Here is an 18,415-nt window from a genome sequence, read left to right on the forward strand (position 1 = left end):
GGCCCGGGTCCGCAGCCGGTCCCCGTGCGCGCGCAGGATCTCCTCCGCGTCGGCGCCCGGGCCGTCCAGCACGGCGCTCACCTCGGCCAGCGGCACCTCCGCCTCGCGGAGCGTGCGCAGCAGGACCGCCCGGTGTTCCTGGTCGGGACCGTAGTACCGGTAGCCGGTCCCGGGGTCGGTCCGCGTGGGGGTCAGCACCCCGCAGTCGTCGTAGAAGCGCAACGCACTCGGCGTGAGGCCCACCCGCCGGGCGAACGTGCCGATGTTGTCCAGGCCGGTGTCCGTGATGTGGTCGTCCATGCCGGGCAGTCTGCGCGTTCGACGGACTCGAAGGTCAACTCTTCCGCCGCCGGGCCGACCCCGGTCCGTAGGATGCCGCGCACGAGCACGCATCGAGGCAGGCGACGGCCCGCGACGGCCCCGGACGGCACCGGGCGAAGGAGGTACGGATGGGCGAGCGGTACTCCCTCTACCAGAGTGAGCTCTACCTGCAGGCCTACGGCGGCCGGACGCCGGAGTTCACCACCGACCCCACCAAGCTGGAGGACTCGGCCGCCGGGCTGCTCGATCCGGGGCCGTTCCACTACGTCGCCGGGGGCGCGGGGTCGGGCGCCACGATGCGCGCGAACCGCGACGCCTTCGACGGGTGGCGGCTGGTGCCCCGGATGCTCACCGACGCCACCGAGCGGGACCTGTCGACCACCGTGCTCGGCACGCAGACGCCCGCGCCGGTGCTGCTGGCCCCCGTCGGGGTGCAGTCGATCGTCCATCCCGACGCGGAGCGGGCGACCGCCCGTGCCGCTGCGGGGCTGGGTCTGCCGACCGTGCTGTCCACGGCGTCGTCGACCAGCATCGAGGACGTCGCCGCCGCCTCCGGGGACGCGCCGCGCTGGTTCCAGCTGTACTGGCCGAACGACCCGGACGTGTGCCGCAGCATCCTCTCCCGCGCCCGGGCTGCCGGGTTCAGCACGCTCGTGGTCACGCTGGACACCTGGTCGCTCGGCTGGCGGCCGTGCGACCTCGACCGCGGCTACCTGCCCTTCCTGCAGGGGGAGGGCACCGCCGTGCCGTTCTCCGACCCGGTCTTCCGGTCGAAGCTGGAGGCGCCGCCGGAGGACGACCTGCCCTCGGCCGTGCTCCGCTGGATCTCGATGATCACCGGGACGGACCGCGACTGGGACGCGCTGGCGTTCCTGCGGGAGCACTGGGACGGCCCGATCGTGCTCAAGGGCATCACGCACGTGGACGACGCCCGCCGCGCCGCGGAGGCGGGGATGGACGGGGTGATCGTGTCCAACCACGGCGGCAGGCAGGTGGACGGGGCCGTGGCCGCGTTGGACGCGCTGCCGGAGATCGTCGGTGCCGTGGGGTCGCGGATCGAGGTACTGTTCGACTCCGGGGTGCGCACCGGGGCGGACGTGGCCAAGGCGCTGGCGTTGGGCGCCCGGGCCGTCCTGGTCGGCAGGCCGTGGGTCTACGGCCTCGCGCACGGCGGGGAGGACGGCGTGCGGCACGTGCTGCGCAGCCTGCTCGCCGACCTCGACCTGACCATGGGCCTGTCCGGGCACCGCCGCCTCGCCGACCTGCGGCCGTCCTCGTTGACCACCGCGCGGCGCTGAGTCCCGGCCGTCGGAGTGCCCGCGATCCGTCCGGGCGGAAAGTGGTGGGCGGGCCGCGGGAGCGCCCGGCTACCCTGGGGTGCGTATGTCCACCGCGTCCCCCCTCGCCGAGTTGCGTTCGCGCCTGCCCGAACTGATGGTGCGCGACGCGAACCGTCTCCGCAGGCGTATCGACGGGCTGACCAAGTCGGGCAAGTCCCGGAAGGCGCGCCCGCGGCCGGCCGACGACGTCGTCGCCAAGATCGCCGCCGACGTGGATGCCGCCGAGCGGCGCGTGGCCCGCCGTCGCGAGTCGGTGCCCACGGTGAAATACCCGGACGAGCTCCCGGTCAGCGGGCGACGGGAGGATCTCGCCGAGACGATCCGGGACAACCAGGTCGTGATCGTCGCGGGGGAGACCGGCTCCGGCAAGACCACGCAGCTGCCCAAGATCTGCCTCGACCTGGGGCTCGGCGTCCGCGGGCAGATCGCGCACACCCAGCCCCGCCGGATCGCCGCGCGGACGGTGGCCGAGCGGATCGCCGCGGAACTGGACACCGACCTCGGCGACTCCGTCGGGTACAAGGTGCGGTTCACCGACACCTCCGGTGACGACACGCTGGTGAAGCTGATGACCGACGGCATCCTGCTCGCCGAGATCGGGCACGACCGGATGCTGCGGCAGTACGACACGATCATCATCGACGAGGCGCACGAGCGCAGCCTCAACATCGACTTCCTGCTCGGCTACCTGAAGCGGCTGCTGCCGCGCAGGCCCGACCTCAAGGTGATCATCACCTCCGCGACCATCGACCCCGAACGGTTCTCCCGGCACTTCGACGACGCCCCGATCGTCGAGGTCTCCGGCCGCACCTACCCCGTCGAGGTCCGCTACCGGCCGGTGGTCGACCCGGACGACCCGGACGCCGACCCGGACCGCGACCAGGTGGCGGCCATCGGCGACGCGGTCCGGGAGCTCACCGCCGAGGGGCCCGGCGACGTGCTCGTGTTCCTGTCCGGCGAGCGCGAGATCCGGGACACCGACGAGGCGCTGCGGGCGATGAACCTGCCGGACACCGAGATTCTCCCGCTGTACGCGCGGTTGTCCGCCGCCGAGCAGCAGCGGGTGTTCAAGCCGCACCGCGGGCGGCGGATCGTGCTGGCCACCAACGTCGCCGAGACGTCGCTGACCGTGCCCGGCATCCGGTACGTCGTCGACCCCGGCACCGCGCGCATCTCCCGGTACAGCTCGCGCACCAAGGTGCAGCGGCTGCCGATCGAGCCGATCTCCCAGGCCTCGGCGAACCAGCGCAAGGGCCGGTGCGGGCGCACCTCGGACGGCATCTGCATCCGGCTGTACACCGAGGACGACTTCCTCTCCCGGCAGGAGTTCACCGACCCGGAGATCCTGCGCACCAACCTGGCCTCGGTCATCCTGCAGATGATCTCACTCGGGCTGGGCGACATCGGCGCGTTCCCGTTCGTCGAGCCGCCGGACCGGCGCCAGATCACCGCGGGCGTGCAGCTGCTCACCGAGCTCGGCGCGGCGGACTCCTCGGGCGGCACGCTCACCGCGGTCGGCAAGAAGCTGGCGCAGCTGCCCGTCGACCCGCGGATGGGCCGCATGATCGTCGAGGGCGCGGCGAACGGGTGCGTGCGCGAAGTCATGATCATCGCCGCGGCTCTGTCCATCCAGGACCCGCGGGAGCGGCCCGCGGAGTTCGAGCAGCAGGCCCGGCAGCAGCACGCGCGGTTCACCGAGCCCGGCTCGGACTTCCTGGCGTACCTGAACCTGTGGAATTACGTGCGCGAGCAGCAGAAGGCGCTGTCGAACAACCAGTTCCGCAAGCTCTGCCGCGCCGAGTTCCTCAACTACCTCCGCATCCGCGAGTGGCAGGACGTCTACGGCCAGCTGCGCCAGCTGGCGAAACCCCTGGGAATCACGCTGAACAGCGTGCCCGGCGATCCGCAGCGCATCCACACCTCGCTGCTGGCGGGCCTGCTCTCGCACGTCGGGCTCAAGGATCCGGAGAAGGGCGACTACCTGGGCGCCCGCGGCACCCGGTTCTCGGTGTTCCCCGGGTCGTCGCTGTTCAAGAAGCAACCCCGGTGGATCGCCTCGGCCGAACTGGTGGAGACCTCCCGGCTGTGGGGGCGGATCAACGCCCGCGTGGAGCCCGAATGGATCGAGCCGCTCGCGCAGCACCTGGTCAAACGCACCTACTCGGAGCCGCGCTGGGAACGCAAACAGGGCGCGGTGATGGCGAACGAGCGGGTGACCCTCTACGGCATCCCGCTGGTGTCCGGTCGCAAGGTCAACTACGGGCGGATCGACCCGGAGACCTCGCGGGAGCTGTTCCTCCGGCACGCGCTGGTGGAGGGGGACTGGGAGACCGACCACCGGTTCTTCCACGACAACCGCGCACTGCTGGACGAGGTGACCGACCTGGAGAACCGGGCGCGGCGCCGGGACATCCTCGTCGACGACGAGACGTTGTTCGCCTTCTACGACGAGCGCATCCCGGACGACGTCGTCTCCGCGCGGCATTTCGACTCGTGGTGGAAGAAGGCCCGCCGCGAGCAACCGGACCTGCTGACCTTCGAGAAGGCCATGCTGGTCAACGCCACCGCCGACGAGGTCCGCGCGGCGGACTATCCGGACGTCTGGCGGCAGGGCGAGCTGGAGCTGCCGCTGACCTACCAGTTCGAGCCCGGAACCGACGCCGACGGCGTGACGGTGCACATCCCGCTGCCGGTGCTGAACCAGGTCACCGACGCCGGGTTCGACTGGCAGGTGCCGGGGCTGCGCGAGGACCTGGTGGCCGCGCTGGTGAAGTCGCTGCCGAAATCGCTGCGGCGCACCTTCGTGCCCGCGCCGGACACCGCTCGGCAGGTGACCGGGCGGATCGGGCCGGACGACGGCCCGCTGCTCGATGTGCTCGGGCGGGAACTGGAGGCCCTGCGCGGAGTCGCGGTGCCGCGGGAGGCGTGGCAGTCCGACGCCGTGCCCGCGCACCTGCGGATGACCTTCCGGGTCGTCGACGAGAAGCAACGCACCGTCGCCGAGGGCAAGGACCTGTCCGCCCTGCGGGAGCAGCTGGGCGGCCGGCTGCGGGAGACGATCTCCGCGGCCGCCGACGACGTCGAACGGTCCGGCCTCACCGGTGGGAGCTTCGGCACGCTGCCGCGGGAGTTCCGCGCACAGCGGGGCGGGCACGAGGTCCGGGCGTATCCGGCGTTGGTCGACGAGGGCGACAGTGTCGCCGTGCGGACGCTGGACAGCCCGCAGCAGCAGCGTGCGGCGATGTGGCGGGGCACGCGCCGGCTGGTGCGGCTGTCCGTGCCCTCGCCCGCGAAGTACGTCAACCGGAACCTGTCCAACCAGGCCAAGCTGGTGCTCACCCGCAACCCGCACGGCGGGGTGGCGGCGCTGTTGGAGGACTGCGTGGACTGCGCGGTGGACAAGCTCGTCGCCGAGGCCGGGGGGCCGGTCTGGGACGAGGACGCCTTCGCCGCGCTGACCGAGGCGGTGCGCCCGCGCCTGAACGGCACCACCCTGGCCGTGCTGCACGAGGTGGAGGCGGTGCTCGCCGCGGCGGGGACGGTGCGGACCCGGCTGGACGAGACCGGCGGCGGGGCGTTGCGGGAGTCCCTGGACGACATGCGCGCCCAACTCGACGGCCTGGTGTATCCGGGTTTCGTCACCGGCACGGGCTACGACCGGCTGCCCGACGTGGCCCGCTACGTCCGGGGCATCGAACGCCGACTGGACAAGCTGCCCACCGACCCGGGGCGCGACGTCGAGCGGCTGCGCGAGATCAACTGGCTGCGCGACGAGTACGCCGCCGTGCGCGACGCGCTGCCGTCCGGCACGGACCCGGACCCGGCCCTGGCCGAGATCCCGTGGATGATCGAGGAACTCCGCATCAGCTACTTCGCCCAGACCCTCGGCACCGCCTACCCGGTCTCCACCAAACGCATCCTCAAAGCCCTGGACAAGGCCGCCCCGTAACCCTCCTCCCCCCGGCGCGCGAGTTGCCACTCCAGACCGGCGAGTTGCCACTCCAGACCGGCGAGTTGCCACTCCACGACGGCGAGTTGCCACTCCACGACGGCGAGTTGCCACTCCACGACGGCGAGTTGCCACTCCACGACGGCGAGCTGTCGTGTCGCGACGGAAGTCTGTCCCGCGGTGCCGGTGGGCCGGTCGGGGCAGGTGGGGGCCGCAGTCGCGCGGAGTGGCGCTGTCCCCGGAGCTCCGACCCGATGTCCAGTTGGCCCGAACGTCGCTCGTGAGCACGAGGTGTCGACTCGTGGTGACGGGGTGTCGACTCGCGGTCGGGAGGGGGCAACTCGCGGGCATGGGGTGTCGACTCGCGGGTGTGGGGTGGGTCGACGACTGAACCTACTTGCGGGTAGGTTTAGTTCGACCAGGTTCGAGGAGGTGGCCGATGAAGACGCCGACGACCGTGGCCGGGCTGACGCGCCGGGTGGTCGACACCGTCCGCGGAATCGACGTGCTGCGTCGCGCCGGGCTGGCGCCGTTCCCCCGGGTGGACGAGGGATTGCGGTCGCTGATCACCGCGCGCCGGTACGGACCACTGGCCGGGGCCGTGCGCGTGGCCGCGCACCGGGACGCGACGGCGGTCGGCATCGTCGACGAGCAGGGGCCGCTGACCTTCCGGCAGCTCGACCTCCGGTCGAACGCGCTCGCCCGGGCCTGGGCCGCACGCGGGGTCGGGCAGGGCACCACCGTCGCCGCGCTCTGCCGCGACCACCGCGGACTGGTACTGACCATGCTCGCCGCGGGCAAGCTCGGCGCGCCGGTGCTGCTGATGAACACCGGCTTCGCCAAGCCGCAGCTCACCGCGGTGGCCGAGCGCGAGAACGTGCGGGTGCTGGTCCACGACGAGGAGTTCACCGACCTGCTCGGTGACATCACCGGTGTCGACCGCTACCTGTCCTGGACCGACTCCGGTGACGACGCCGACTCCGGCACCGTACCCACGCTGGACTCGGTGATCGGTGCCGCCGACGACCGCACCGTCCCGCCACCGGAGAAGCCGGGCGGACTCGTCCTGCTCACCAGCGGCACCACCGGCACCCCGAAGGGCGCCCCCCGGCCGAAGGTGTCCCCGCTGGATTCGGCCCAGTTCCTCGACCGCATCCCGCTGCGCGTGGGCGAGGCCACCTACATGGCCGCGCCGTTGTTCCACGCGACCGGGCTCTCCCAGTTCATCCTCTCCTGCGCGCTGGGCTGCACCGTGGTCCTGCGGCGGAAGTTCGACCCGGAGACGGTGCTGCGGGGCGTCGCCGAGCACCGTTGCACCGCGCTCGTGCTGGTCCCGACCATGCTGCAGCGCCTCGTCGACCTCCCCCCGGAGACCCGCGCGCAGTACGACACGTCCCGTTTGCGGATCATCTTCGTGGCCGGGTCGGCGCTGTCGCCCGACCTCGGCAACCGGGCCACCGAACTGTTCGGCGACGTCATCCACAATCTGTACGGCTCGACCGAGGTCGCCGTCGCCACGGTCGCGACGCCGGAGGACTGGCGCCGCGCGCCGGGTACGGTCGGCCGCCCGCCCGTCGGCTGCCGGGTCGCGCTGTACGACGACAGCGACCGGCGCATCACCGAGCCGGGGGTGACCGGTCGGGTGTTCGTCGGCAGCGGCCTGGCCTTCGACGGCTACACCGACGGCCGGACCAAGGACGTCCTGGACGGCCTGCTCGCCACCGGCGACGTCGGACACTTCGACGCCGACGGCCTGCTGTTCATCGACGGCCGGGACGACGAGATGATCGTCTCGGGCGGGGAGAACGTCTACCCGGTCGAGGTGGAGAACATCCTGGTGGACCACCCCGAGGTCGTCGAGGCGGCGGTGCTCGGCGTCGACGACGACGACTTCGGCCAGCGGCTGAAGGCGTTCGTGGTCACCACGGACGGCGCCTCCCTGGACGCCGAGGGGGTGCGGGACCACGTGCGGGCCAACCTCGCCCGGTACAAGGTTCCCCGGGACGTCGCGTTCCTGCCGCGGCTGCCGCGCAACAGCACCGGGAAGGTGCTGCGCAACGAGCTCTCCTGACCGGGGCGGGCCGCGGACGCGGTACCCGGGCCCGGACGCAGGCCGGTTACCTGAGGGTAGGGTCTCGGCATGGCCGTTCGTACCAACATCGTCATCACCGGCGCCAGCTCCGGGCTCGGCGAGGGCATGGCCCGGGAGTTCGCCGCCCGGGGCCGCAACCTCGGGCTGTGTGCGCGCCGGCGCGACCGGCTGGACACGCTGGCCGCCGAGCTCACCGAACGCTATCCGGGCATCAAGGTCGTCGTGCGGGAACTCGACGTCAACGACCACGACCGGGTGTTCTCGGTGTTCGACGAGTTCCGCACCGAGCTGGGCACCCTGGACCGCGTCGTCGTCAACGCGGGCCTGGGCAAGGGGCAGCCCGTCGGCACCGGCCACTTCGCGGCCAACCGCCAGACCGTCGAAACCAACACGGTCGCGGGACTGGCCCAGTGCGAGGCCGCGACGGCGATCTTCCGGGAGCAGAACGCCGGACACCTGGTGGTCGTGTCCTCGTTCAGCGCCGTGCGGGGGATGCCGCGCAACCTCACCGCCTACGCCGCCTCCAAGGCCGGGGTGAGCACGCTCGCGGACGGTATCCGCGCCGACACGCTGACGACCCCGATCCGGGTCACCACGCTGCTGCCCGGCTACATCGAGTCGGAGATGACCGGCCGCAAGTCCGGCAGGACCCCGTTGCTGACCGGCAGCGCGGCCGGCGTCCGCGCGCTGGTCCGGGCGATCGAGAAGGAACAGGCGAAGGCCTACATCCCGCCGTGGCCGTGGGCGCCGTTGAGCGTGCTCGTCCGCGCCCTGCCCGCCGGACTGCTCCGCAAACTCACCTGAACCGGCCCGCCCGTGTCGACGGGTGCGGTACAAGGGACGGGCCCGCGGCGGGTGGCCGCGGCGGCGGGAGACCGGAGCGCGGGCGAAGAGCCGGGACACGGAAAGGACTCCGATGGGCGCCATCTACCTGGTCAGGCACGGACAGGCGTCGTTCGGCGCGGACGACTACGACGTGCTCTCCGACCGCGGCACGACGCAGGCCCGCCTCGTCGGCGCGGAACTGCTGCGCAGGAGGGTCGCGGTGAGCGAGGTCCGCAGCGGCACGCTGTCCCGGCAACGGTCCACCGGGGAGCTGGCGCTGGCCGAGGCGGCACCGGGCACCGGGCTCAAGGAGGACGTCCGGTGGAACGAGTACGACCACACCGACATCACCGCCCACCACGGGGGTGGGGCCGCCCAGGACCGCGCCGAGCCCCGGGCGTTCCAGGCGGCGTTGGACACCGCGCTGCGGGAGTGGGTCGACGCCGGGGAGGACAGCCCGTGCGCCGAGACGTGGCCGGAGTTCCGTACCCGGGTACGTGCCGCGCTCGACGACCTGGTCGCGGTCGTCGGCAAGGGGGAACAGGCCGTGGTGTTCAGCTCCGGCGGGGTGATCGCGACGTTGTGCGGGGCGCTGCTCGGTGATCCGGCGACCGGACTGCTCACCCTGAACCGGGTGGCCGCCAACGGCGGGATCTCGAAACTGGTCACCGGCCGGTCGGGCACCACCCTGCTGTCGTTCAACGAGCACGCCCACTTCGACGGCGACACCGCCCACCTGCTCACCTACCGCTGACCGCCGCGTCCCGTGGCGGGGTGGTGCCGTGAAGGCCCCCTTGCCTGCCTGGGACGCAGCGAAGGAGTCCCTCACGGCACCGGACGCGGGGAAGGGGTCCTTCACGGCACCCGGTGGGGTGCCGGGGGGCTCACGGTGTGGGGTGCAGTCGGGGGAGAACGTCCGTGACCAGGGTCAGCAGGACGTGGCTGAGCAGGGTGTGCACCTGTGTGCGGTCGAGGCTGCCGCGGACCAGCCATTCACTGCCCGCGACCTTCACCAGGCCCCCGTAGGACCGCAGCACGGCGTTGTACTGCTCCCACCGGGGGTCGGTGGTGGCGAAGCCCATCGCCTCCAGGACCCGGTCGGCGGCGGTGCGGTCGGCCTCGTCCAGGATCCGCTCGACCTCCGGGTCCCGGCCGATGCCCTCGGGAGTGATCGCGGCGAGCCACATCTTCTCCTGTGCGCTCACCATGCCGAGGAACCAGTCGACCGCGGCCTCGACCCGCTGCTCCAGCGATCCCTCCGGGAGTTCGGTGATCGCGGTGTGCGGGATGTCCAGCGCCCGGCGGACGACCGCGAGGTAGAGCTCCCGTTTCGTGCCGAAGTAGTGGTTGATCAGCCCCCGGGCCACCCCGGCATGGGCGGCGATGTCCGAGGTAGACACCTCGGCGTAGGGCCGTTCGCCGAACAGTGCGGCGGCGCAGGCGAAGATCTGTTCCTTCCGTTCGTCCGGCTCCAGCCTTCGCCATCTCGGCACCGATTCGGTCGTCATGGCGGGCAGTTTCTCACGGGCTCCCATGCTTCGCCGGGGAAATGGGCAGACGTAATGCCCCGGGTGCCTCGGTGGGCACGATCGGGTGGTTCGGCCGCACCGGTGCCACCCGCCGGTAGGGCGAGCCCGGTTCCGGCCGCGGATCGGCCTCGCCCTTGTTCGGCCACATCGCCATCGCCCGTTCCGCCTGCGCGGTGATGGTCAGCGACGGGTTGACACCGAGGTTCGCCGAGATCGTGGAGCCGTCCACCACGTGCAGCCCGGGGTGTCCGTACAGCCGCTGGTACGGGTCCACCACCCCGCTCTCCGGCGAGTCCCCGATCACGCACCCGCCGATGAAATGCCCGGTCAATGGGACGTTGAACAGGTCGTTCCAGCCGCCGCCCGGGATGCCGCCGATCTTGTCCGCGACCCGGCGGGTGACCTCGTGGCCCGCCGGGATCCAGGTCGGGTTGGGTTCGCCCGCGCCCTGCCGGGTGCGCATCCGCCTGCCGAACAGGCCGCGGCGGGTGTAGGTGGTCACCGAGTTGTCCAGGGTCTGCATCACCAGCAGCGCGATCGTCTGCTCCGACCACCGCCGGGGGTTGTGCAGGGCGGGGAGCCTGCGCAGGTTGCGCAGCATCTCGCGCAGTCCGGCCAGCCACCGCGGCATCCGGGGGACGGGGTCGGTGAGCACCGCGCCGAGCAGCCCCAGCAGGTTGCTGCCCTTGCCGTAGCGCACCGGCTCGACGTGGGTGACCTCGTCCGGGTGGATCGACGACGTGATCGCCACGCCGCGGTGGTACTCGGTGTCGTCGCGGGTGGTGCGGGCGGCGAGCACGGCCTCGGAGTTCGTCCGCGCCAGCACCCCCAGCTTGTCCGAGATCCGGGGCAGCGCACCCGTGTCCCGCATCCGGTGCAGCAGCCGCTGGGTCCCCAGCGCCGAGGCGGAGAAGACGACCTGTTCGGCGGTCACGGTCCACCGTCGCCACGGCCGCGTGGTGTGCGCGCAGGCCACGGCGTAACCGCCCCCGGGGAGCGGGCGCACCTCGGTCACCGTCGTCAGCGGACGGATCTCCGCGCCCGCCCGCTCGGCCAGGTGCAGGTAGTTCTTCACCGTGGTGTTCTTCGCGCCGTGCCGGCACCCGGTCATGCACTCGCCGCAGTGCAGGCACGCGCGCCGCTCGGGGCCCGCGCCGCCGAAGAACGGGTCGTCGACACGCTCTCCGGGTTCGGTGTCGTCGTCGCCGAAGTACACGCCCACCGGGGTGGAGCGGTAGGTGTGCCCGATGCCCATGTCGTCGGCGACCTCGCGCATCACCTCGTCCGCCGCGGTGGTGTGCGGGTAGGTCGTGACGCCGAGCATCCGTCTGGCCTGGTCGTAGTACGGCGCGAGTTCGGCCTTCCAGTCGGTGATGCCCGACCACTGGCGGTCGGCGTAGAAGGCGTCCGGCGGTTCGTAGAGGGTGTTCGCGTAGACCAGGGAGCCGCCGCCGACGCCCGCCCCGGTGAGCACGAGCGCGTCCGGCAGCGGGGTGATGCGCAGGATGCCCGTGCAGCCGGCCTTCGGGGCGAACAGGTAGTCGCGCAGGTGCCACGACGTGTCGGCGAACTCGTGGTCGGCGAACCGTCTGCCCGACTCCAGGACCCCCACCCGGTAGCCCTTCTCGGTCAGGCGCAGGGCGCTCACACTGCCACCGAATCCGGAACCGATCACTACGACATCGTGGTCGAACCGCGTCATGCGGTTACCGTCGTCTGTTGTTGGCAACTTGTCAAGAATCGCGATCGCGCGTCCGGTGGTTGCGGCCCCCCGCGGTGCGGGGGCTAACCTGGCGGTTAGGTAAGCCTAAGACGAGGTGGGTTCGTGGAGCCCGCCGCGACGAGTGGAGGAACCCGGCATGGCCGATCGGGAGCGGGACCGCGGCGGCAAGCCGGTGTGGCGGACGGAGGTCGTCCGCACCGAGCGGGTGACCCCGTGCCTGACGAGGGTGGTACTCGGTGGCCCCGACCTGGCGTCCTTCCCCGCCACGGGCTGCACCGACAGCTACGTCAAGGTGCTGTTCCCGGTGCCCGGGGTCGACCTCCCCGAGCCCCTCGACACCGCGGCCCTGAAGGACGGACTGGCGCCCGCACACCGCCCGCGGAAACGCACGTACACGGTGCGGCAGCATGATCCGGACGCCGGGGAACTGGCACTGGACGTGCTGTACCACGGCGAGGTCGGACTCGGCGGCCCCTGGGCGCGCAGCGCCCGGCCGGGTGACGAGGTGCTGCTGCTGGGCCCCGGGGGCAAGTACGCGCCGGGCGCGGACGTGGACTGGCACCTGTTCGTCGGCGACGACGCCGCGGTGCCCGCCGTCGCCGCGTCCCTGGAGGCGGTGCCCGAGGGGATGCCCGTGCGGGTGCTGCTGTCGGTGGCCGACGCCGCCGAGGAACAGCCGCTGCCGACCAAGGGCGACGCCGAGATCCGGTGGCTGCACCGGGACGCCGGGGAGGACCTCGTCGAGGCGGTGCGCGCGCTCGAATTCCCCGAGGGCCGGGCGCAGGCGTTCGTGCACGGCGAGGCCGGCGCGATGAAGGAGCTCCGTCGGCACCTGCTGTCCGAACGCGGCCTCGACAAGAGACTGCTGTCGCTCTCCGGGTACTGGCGCCGGGGCCGCGACGACGAGTCCTGGCGTGCGGAGAAGAAGCAGTTCATGGCCTGACCCGGGTGCGGCGAAGTCGGTCACGCGCGGTCCGTTCTCCGGTAGAACGAGATCATGACGGAACTCACTGTGGAGGCGGACCCGGCCGAACTCGGCTTCGACCCGGGCAGGTTGGCCCGCATCGACCACCGGCTCGGCCGGTACGTGGACGAGGGACTGCTGCCGGGGTGGCTGGCGGTGGTGACGCGGCACGGCCGGATCGCCCACGTCGCGCGCCGGGGCTACCGGGACGTCGAGGCGGGGCTCCCGGTCGCCGACGACACCCGGTGGCGGATCTTCTCCATGACCAAACCCGTGACCTCGGTCGCGGCCATGATGCTGTTCGAGCGGGGCGAGTTCGCCCTGACCGACTCGATCCACCACTGGCTGCCCGAGTACGCCGACATGCGCGTGTTCGTCAAGGGATCGAGCACGCAACCGGTGACCGTGCCCGCCACCGAGCCGATCCGGGTGTGGCACCTGCTGACCCACACCGCCGGACTCACCTACGGATTCCACTACGCCCACCCCGTCGACGCGCTCTACCGCGAGGCGGGGTTCGACTCCAGCGTGCCGCCGGGCAAGGACCTCGCCGCGTGCAGCGAGCTCTGGGCGGACCTTCCCCTGGTGTTCGAACCCGGCACCGAATGGAACTACTCGGTGGCCTCGGACGTGCTCGGCAGGCTCGTCGAGGTGGTCAGCGGGCAGCCGCTGGACGAGTTCTTCGCCGAGTACATCCTGGGTCCGCTCGGGATGACCGGAACCGGTTTCCACGTCGACCCCGCGGACCACGACCGGCTCGCGGCGCTGTACGTGCCCGAACCCGGCACCCGACGGGCCGTGCGCAATGACGCCTTCGGCGACGCGATCAGGCAACGGCCCGACTGCCTGCAGGGCGGGGCCGGCCTGGCCTCCACCGCCGCCGACTACCACCGGTTCACCCAGTTCCTGCTGCGTCGCGGCGAACTCGACGGGGCGCGCCTGTTGTCCCCGCGCACGGTCGGGCTGATGACCCGCAACCACCTGCCCGGTGACGCGGACCTGGAGCGGTTCGGCAGGCCGTTGTTCGCCGAGATGCCGTTCGACGGGCACGGGTTCGGGCTCGGCTTCTCGGTGCTGCGTGACCCGGTGAAGGCCAGGACGCTGTCCAGCGCCGGGGAGTTCGCCTGGGGCGGCGCGGCGTCCACGGCGTTCTGGGTGGACCCGGCCGAGCAGCTGACGGTGCTGCTGTTCACCCAGCTCCTGCCGTCGAGCACCCACCCGCTGCGGGAACAACTCCGGCAACTCGTCTACCAGGCTCTTCTCTGACGCACGCGCGACGGCGGGTCCACGCTCCGTCCACCCGGGGGGACACGGAGCGCGGACCCGCCGTCGCCCGGATCAGGCCGGATCAGGCCGGGACCGCGTCGGTGACGCGGTCCCAGCTGCGGTGCCCGGCGAGGCGGTCGGCCAGCCGCGCGGCGAGGTCGTCGGGCAGCGAGTCCTGATCGGCCGTGGTGCTGAGCACCCCCTTGTCGTCGACGACGTCCGGGCCATCGGCGAGCCGGTCGGTGACCCCGGCGGTGCGGAGCAGGTCCACGCCCGCCCCGAACGCGGCGACCGGCTTGGCGTGCTTGTACGCCTCGGCCACGAAATGCACCGCGTAGCCGTCCTCCGACAGGGTCGACACGGCGTCCGCCCCGGAGGCCACGACGACCCCGTCGTAGAGCACCGACGCCATGGTGTTCACGGCCCGGTCGGCGGTGACGGCCTCACCGGTGGCCGGTTCCACCTGCCCCTCGGTGAGCGCGAGCACCTCGACGAGGACCTTCCGTTCCCGCAGCGCCGAGATCAGCGCCCGGATGCCCGCCGTGTCGGCGCCGTCGGCGGTGAGCACCGCGACCGCGCGGGTGTCCGGGCGGTCCATCCGGGTGTTGAGCTGGGACAGCGCGGGCGACGAACGACCGTGGTTCGGCCGGGCGGCCTCGGCCGGGGGGTCCACCCCGATACCGCGGGCGACGCGGACCGCGAGGGTGTGGTCGACGTGGTTGAGGTGCTCGACCACCCGTTGACGGATCGGCGTGTGCCGCACCTTGCCCAGTTCGAACCGGAAGGCGGCCACGATGTGTTCCGCCTCCACCTCGGACATGCTGTTCCAGAACAGGGTCGCCTGCGAGTAGTAGTCCTGGAAGCTCTCGCTGCGCTTGCGGATCTTGTACCCCTCGACCTTCTCCTGGTAGTGCGTGAAGGCGCCGGCGTCGGCGATCGCCGGGCAGCCGCCGTCGAGGGTGTCCTTGTGGTACGGGGCCTGCCCGCGGTGCACCTGGACCTGCATGTAGCCGTCGCGCTGGTTGTTGTGCACCGGCGCGGTCGGGCGGTTCACCGGGATCTGGGCGAAGTTCGGCCCGCCGAGCCGGATGAGCTGCGTGTCCAGGTACGAGAAGTTCCGGGCCTGCAGCAGCGGGTCGTTGGTGAAGTCGATGCCGGGCACGACGTTCGCGGTGTGGAACGCCACCTGCTCGGTCTCGGCGAAGAAGTTGTCCGGGTTGCGGTCGAGCACCATCCGCCCGACCGGCCGCACGGGGACCTCCTCCTCCGGGATGATTTTGGTGGCGTCCAGCAGGTCGAAGTCGAACCGGTGTTCGTCGGACTCGTCGACGAGCTGCACCCCCAGTTCGTACTCCGGGTAGTGCCCGGCCTCGATGGCGTCCCACAGGTCGCGCCGGTTGTAGTCCGGGTCCTTGCCCGCGATCTTCTGGGTCTCGTCCCACACCAGGGAGTGCGTGCCCAGCTTCGGCGTCCAGTGGAACTTGACGAAGGTGCCCCTGCCCTCGGCGTTGACCAGCCGGAAGGTGTGCACGCCGAAGCCCTGCATCATGCGGTAGCTGCGCGGCAGTGCCCGGTCCGACATCAGCCACATCATCATGTGGAGGGTCTCCGGTTGCAGGCCCACGAAGTCCCACAGCGTGTCGTGGGCGGACTGCGCCTGCGGGATCTCGTTGTGCGGCTCCGGTTTCACCGCGTGCACGAAGTCGGGGAACTTGATCCCGTCGTGGATGAAGAACACCGGCATGTTGTTGCCGACCAGGTCGTAGTTGCCCTGGTCGGTGTAGAACTTGGTGGCGAAGCCACGGACGTCGCGGACGGTGTCGGCGGAGCCGCGCGAGCCCGCGACGGTGGAGAACCGGACGAACGTGGGCGTCTGCCGGTTCGGGTCGGTGAGGAAGTGCGCGGTCGTGTAGTCCGACAGCCACGAGTCGTACGGCTGGAAGTAGCCGTATGCGCCCGAACCCCGTGCGTGGACCACCCGTTCCGGGATGCGTTCGTGGTCGAAGTGGGTGACCTTCTCCCGGAAGTGGAAGTCCTCCAGCAGCGTCGGGCCCCGTTCGCCCACGGTCAGCGAGTCGTCGGTGTGGTCGACCTTGAGACCCTGCTGGGTGGTCAGTTCGGTGTCCTCCTGCGACACCCGGAACTGGTCGAGTTGGCGGTCCTTCTCGTCACGACGTTGCTGTGCCACGGCCGGTTGCCTCCCCGTCGGTTCTGCTCGACTGCTCCGGGGGCGGCTACCCGGCCGTGGTCGGCGGAAACGGCGTCAGAACCCGAATACCCCACCCGAGCGGGCGTCGGCCACACACCGGTTGGCGTACTCCGTGGAGTAGTCCACCGGGTTGCCCCGCCAGTGCCCGTGGGCCTGGGCGCGGACCGGGGAGTAGACCATCGTGCAGGTCGAGTCCTTCGCCGGGAGCCGGTCGAAGTCACCCTCCGCCCGGGTCAGCGCCGCGCAGGCGGCCCGGGCCCGGGGGTGGGTCCCGGCGTCGGGGGAGCAGGTCAGGTGCACGACACGTTCCGGTCCCGTCGTTCCCCGCAGGTTCAGCACCAGGGAGGACTCGGGCGTGGGGGTCGGGGCGCCCGAACAGACGGCGGCGATCGTGCATGCGGTCACGGTTGTCGCTGAGATCAAGGCCATGTGGCTGTTATCGGCACGCCTTCGAGCGAACCTGTGTACTCGACCGGATGATGTAGCCACTCGAACGGGCGAGGTAGATACTACGGACGGTGATGCACCGGGTGCGCGACCGCGGGTTCCCCGACCCGGCGCCACCCGGGTGGCCGTGAGCAGTGTCACCGAGACGTCGGTCACCGCGGTCCGGGCCGGGTGGGTCGACCGTGTTCTCCTCGGATCCCGCCCCGTCGGTCCGGGTCGGGGCGGAGGCCGATCCACGTAAACTCGGGGTCGTCCCGGCGACGAGAGGAGGTTCCGGTGTCCACCGCGGAGGAGCGCCGGTTCGAGGTGCTGCGCGCCATCGTTGCCGACTACGTCTCGAACCAGGAGCCGGTCGGGTCGAAGGCGCTGGTCGACCGGCACAACCTGAGCGTGTCGAGCGCCACGGTCCGCAACGACATGGCGGCCCTCGAGGAGGAGGGCTACATCGCCCAGCCGCACACGAGCGCGGGACGGATCCCGACCGACAAGGGTTACCGGATGTTCGTCGACCGGCTCTCCGAGATCAAGCCGCTCTCCGGGGCCGAACGGCGGGCGATCATGCAGTTCCTCGAGGGCGCCGTGGACCTCGAGGACGTCCTGCGCCGCTCGGTGCGGCTGCTGGCCCAGCTGACCCGCCAGGTCGCGGTCGTGCAGTACCCCACCCTGACGAACTCGACCGTGCGGCACCTGGAGCTGGTCGCGCTCACCCCGGCCCGGCTGATGATCGTGCTGATCACCGACACCGGGCGCGTCGACCAGCGCACCGTCGACCTCGGTGACGTGATCAACGAGGACACCGTCGCGCGACTGCGGGAGATGCTCAACAGCACCCTGTCCGGTCAGCGCCTCGGCGACGCGGCGACCCGGGTCGCAGAGCTGCCGGAGCAGGCGCCGGCGGAACTGCGGGACGCGGTCGCGAGGGTCAGCTCGGTGCTGGTCGAGTCGCTGGTCGAGCACCCCGAGGAACGGCTGGTGCTCGGCGGCACGGCGAACCTGACCCGCAACGTCGCCGACTTCCCCAACTCGCTGCGGCAGGTGCTGGAGGCGCTGGAGGAGCAGGTCGTCGTGCTGAGACTGCTCGAGGCCGCACGCAACCCCGGTGCCGTCACCGTGCGCATCGGTGAGGAGAATGAGGACGAGCAGATGCGGAGCACGTCGGTCGTGTCCATCGGCTACGGCTCGGACGAGATGCTGCTGGGGGGCATGGGCGTGGTCGGCCCGACCCGGATGGACTACCCCGGCACCATCGCCGCGGTCCGCGCGGTGGCCAACTACGTGGGGCGGATCGTGGCCGGCAAATAGTCGGTCCGCCGACCGGCGCGAATACCCTGTCCGGCGGGCGGGCACGACGGGACCCGCACCGGCCGGGGCCGCGGGACGGGGACCGGCGCACAGCTTTCAGGATTTTCTCGTAGGAGGACGGCAAGACGGTGGCCAACGACTACTACGGCACCCTCGGGGTGTCGAGCAACGCGAGTGACCAGGAGATCAAGCGCGCGTACCGCAAGCTGGCGCGCGAGCTGCACCCCGACGTCAACCCGTCCGAGGACGCGCAGCAGAAGTTCAGTGAGGTCACCACCGCCTACGAGGTGTTGTCCGACCCGCAGAAGCGGAAGATCGTCGACATGGGCGGCGACCCGATGGACAACGGCGCCGCCGCGGGCGGCGGTGGCCGGGACCCGTTCGCGGGCTTCGGCGGCCTCGGCGACATCATGGACGCCTTCTTCGGCGCCGCCGCGGGCGGGGCGCG

At 71.6% G+C, this 18,415-nt stretch carries 15 protein-coding genes; 9 read left to right on the forward strand and 6 right to left on the reverse strand.

Translation table 11 applies throughout. The features are described 5' to 3' along the window. A partial coding sequence (locus SACPADRAFT_RS34220; protein ID WP_007024207.1) for a MerR family transcriptional regulator occupies nucleotides 1–300 on the reverse strand: 300 nt, incomplete at its 3' end. Between the two features lie 149 nt (nucleotides 301–449). Here SACPADRAFT_RS34220 and SACPADRAFT_RS0221005 point away from each other — a divergent pair. Then, nucleotides 450–1,619: a lactate 2-monooxygenase gene (locus SACPADRAFT_RS0221005; RefSeq protein ID WP_007024206.1), complete on the forward strand. Its 1,170-nt coding sequence runs from the start codon at nucleotides 450–452 to the stop codon at nucleotides 1,617–1,619. An 85-nt stretch (nucleotides 1,620–1,704) separates the two neighbouring features. Then, nucleotides 1,705–5,610: an ATP-dependent RNA helicase HrpA gene (gene hrpA / locus SACPADRAFT_RS0221010; RefSeq protein ID WP_007024205.1), complete on the forward strand. Its 3,906-nt coding sequence runs from the start codon at nucleotides 1,705–1,707 to the stop codon at nucleotides 5,608–5,610. Here hrpA and SACPADRAFT_RS31730 read toward each other — a convergent pair. Next, nucleotides 5,556–5,750 (reverse strand): hypothetical protein, encoded by a 195-nt coding sequence (locus SACPADRAFT_RS31730; protein WP_007024204.1) that lies wholly within the window; start codon nucleotides 5,748–5,750, stop codon nucleotides 5,556–5,558. The genes hrpA and SACPADRAFT_RS31730 overlap by 55 nt on opposite strands. Before the next feature lie 299 nt (nucleotides 5,751–6,049). On the opposite strand from SACPADRAFT_RS31730, the gene SACPADRAFT_RS0221015 reads away from it, so the two are divergent. The 3 genes from SACPADRAFT_RS0221015 to SACPADRAFT_RS0221025 all read left to right on the forward strand — a co-directional run bounded on the left by SACPADRAFT_RS0221015 (nucleotide 6,050) and on the right by SACPADRAFT_RS0221025 (nucleotide 9,281). Further along, nucleotides 6,050–7,681 carry an acyl-CoA synthetase gene (locus tag SACPADRAFT_RS0221015; RefSeq protein WP_007024203.1) on the forward strand — a complete coding sequence of 544 codons (1,632 nt, stop codon included), beginning with the start codon at nucleotides 6,050–6,052 and terminating at the stop codon, nucleotides 7,679–7,681. A 69-nt stretch (nucleotides 7,682–7,750) separates the two neighbouring features. Next, on the forward strand, nucleotides 7,751–8,506 hold the full coding sequence (locus SACPADRAFT_RS0221020; RefSeq protein ID WP_007024202.1) for an SDR family oxidoreductase: 756 nt from the start codon (nucleotides 7,751–7,753) through the stop codon (nucleotides 8,504–8,506). A 112-nt stretch (nucleotides 8,507–8,618) separates the two neighbouring features. Then, complete coding sequence (locus tag SACPADRAFT_RS0221025; RefSeq protein ID WP_007024201.1) at nucleotides 8,619–9,281, forward strand: histidine phosphatase family protein; 663 nt, start codon at nucleotides 8,619–8,621, stop codon at nucleotides 9,279–9,281. Nucleotides 9,282–9,411: 130 nt separating this feature from the next. On the opposite strand, the gene SACPADRAFT_RS0221030 is transcribed toward SACPADRAFT_RS0221025, so the two are convergent. Together SACPADRAFT_RS0221030 and SACPADRAFT_RS0221035 are read right to left on the reverse strand one after the other, a co-directional pair. Further along, the gene (locus SACPADRAFT_RS0221030; RefSeq protein ID WP_028662650.1) at nucleotides 9,412–10,035 is read right to left on the reverse strand and encodes a TetR/AcrR family transcriptional regulator; all 624 of its coding nucleotides are present in this window, start codon (nucleotides 10,033–10,035) and stop codon (nucleotides 9,412–9,414) included. A 13-nt stretch (nucleotides 10,036–10,048) separates the two neighbouring features. Then, the gene (locus SACPADRAFT_RS0221035) at nucleotides 10,049–11,758 is read right to left on the reverse strand and encodes a GMC family oxidoreductase N-terminal domain-containing protein (protein ID WP_007024199.1); all 1,710 of its coding nucleotides are present in this window, start codon (nucleotides 11,756–11,758) and stop codon (nucleotides 10,049–10,051) included. Nucleotides 11,759–11,915: 157 nt separating this feature from the next. On the opposite strand from SACPADRAFT_RS0221035, the gene SACPADRAFT_RS0221040 reads away from it, so the two are divergent. Beyond that, nucleotides 11,916–12,722 (forward strand): siderophore-interacting protein, encoded by an 807-nt coding sequence (locus tag SACPADRAFT_RS0221040; RefSeq protein WP_007024198.1) that lies wholly within the window; start codon nucleotides 11,916–11,918, stop codon nucleotides 12,720–12,722. A gap of 54 nt (nucleotides 12,723–12,776) precedes the next feature. Further along, nucleotides 12,777–14,009: a serine hydrolase domain-containing protein gene (locus SACPADRAFT_RS0221045; RefSeq protein ID WP_007024197.1), complete on the forward strand. Its 1,233-nt coding sequence runs from the start codon at nucleotides 12,777–12,779 to the stop codon at nucleotides 14,007–14,009. Nucleotides 14,010–14,091: 82 nt separating this feature from the next. Here the strand turns inward: SACPADRAFT_RS0221045 and SACPADRAFT_RS0221050 are convergent, their stop codons facing one another. Next, nucleotides 14,092–16,197: a catalase gene (locus SACPADRAFT_RS0221050; protein WP_007024196.1), complete on the reverse strand. Its 2,106-nt coding sequence runs from the start codon at nucleotides 16,195–16,197 to the stop codon at nucleotides 14,092–14,094. A 75-nt stretch (nucleotides 16,198–16,272) separates the two neighbouring features. Next, on the reverse strand, nucleotides 16,273–16,647 hold the full coding sequence (locus SACPADRAFT_RS0221055) for an SSI family serine proteinase inhibitor (protein WP_007024195.1): 375 nt from the start codon (nucleotides 16,645–16,647) through the stop codon (nucleotides 16,273–16,275). A 294-nt stretch (nucleotides 16,648–16,941) separates the two neighbouring features. Between SACPADRAFT_RS0221055 and hrcA the strand changes: the two genes are divergently transcribed. Both hrcA and SACPADRAFT_RS33395 read left to right on the forward strand, forming a co-directional pair. Next, nucleotides 16,942–17,967 (forward strand): heat-inducible transcriptional repressor HrcA, encoded by a 1,026-nt coding sequence (gene hrcA / locus SACPADRAFT_RS0221060; protein WP_007024194.1) that lies wholly within the window; start codon nucleotides 16,942–16,944, stop codon nucleotides 17,965–17,967. Between the two features lie 128 nt (nucleotides 17,968–18,095). Next, on the forward strand, nucleotides 18,096–18,415 hold a 320-nt coding region (locus SACPADRAFT_RS33395), incomplete at its 3' end, for a DnaJ domain-containing protein (RefSeq protein ID WP_007024193.1).

The sequence above is a fragment of the Saccharomonospora iraqiensis subsp. paurometabolica YIM 90007 genome (assembly GCF_000231035.2).
GTDB lineage: Bacteria > Actinomycetota > Actinomycetes > Mycobacteriales > Pseudonocardiaceae > Saccharomonospora > Saccharomonospora paurometabolica.

Excerpts from the sequence above, each read along its gene's own strand:
- SACPADRAFT_RS0221005 (WP_007024206.1), top strand. The coding sequence starts at position 450 with ATGGGCGAGCGGTACTCCCTCTACCAGAGTGAGCTCTACCTGCAGGCC.
- hrpA (WP_007024205.1), top strand. The coding sequence starts at position 1,705 with ATGTCCACCGCGTCCCCCCTCGCCGAGTTGCGTTCGCGCCTGCCCGAA.
- SACPADRAFT_RS0221015 (WP_007024203.1), top strand. The coding sequence starts at position 6,050 with ATGAAGACGCCGACGACCGTGGCCGGGCTGACGCGCCGGGTGGTCGAC.
- SACPADRAFT_RS0221020 (WP_007024202.1), top strand. The coding sequence starts at position 7,751 with ATGGCCGTTCGTACCAACATCGTCATCACCGGCGCCAGCTCCGGGCTC.
- SACPADRAFT_RS0221025 (WP_007024201.1), top strand. The coding sequence starts at position 8,619 with ATGGGCGCCATCTACCTGGTCAGGCACGGACAGGCGTCGTTCGGCGCG.
- SACPADRAFT_RS0221030 (WP_028662650.1), bottom strand. The coding sequence starts at position 10,035 with ATGACGACCGAATCGGTGCCGAGATGGCGAAGGCTGGAGCCGGACGAA.
- SACPADRAFT_RS0221035 (WP_007024199.1), bottom strand. The coding sequence starts at position 11,758 with ATGACGCGGTTCGACCACGATGTCGTAGTGATCGGTTCCGGATTCGGT.
- SACPADRAFT_RS0221040 (WP_007024198.1), top strand. The coding sequence starts at position 11,916 with ATGGCCGATCGGGAGCGGGACCGCGGCGGCAAGCCGGTGTGGCGGACG.
- SACPADRAFT_RS0221045 (WP_007024197.1), top strand. The coding sequence starts at position 12,777 with ATGACGGAACTCACTGTGGAGGCGGACCCGGCCGAACTCGGCTTCGAC.
- SACPADRAFT_RS0221055 (WP_007024195.1), bottom strand. The coding sequence starts at position 16,647 with ATGGCCTTGATCTCAGCGACAACCGTGACCGCATGCACGATCGCCGCC.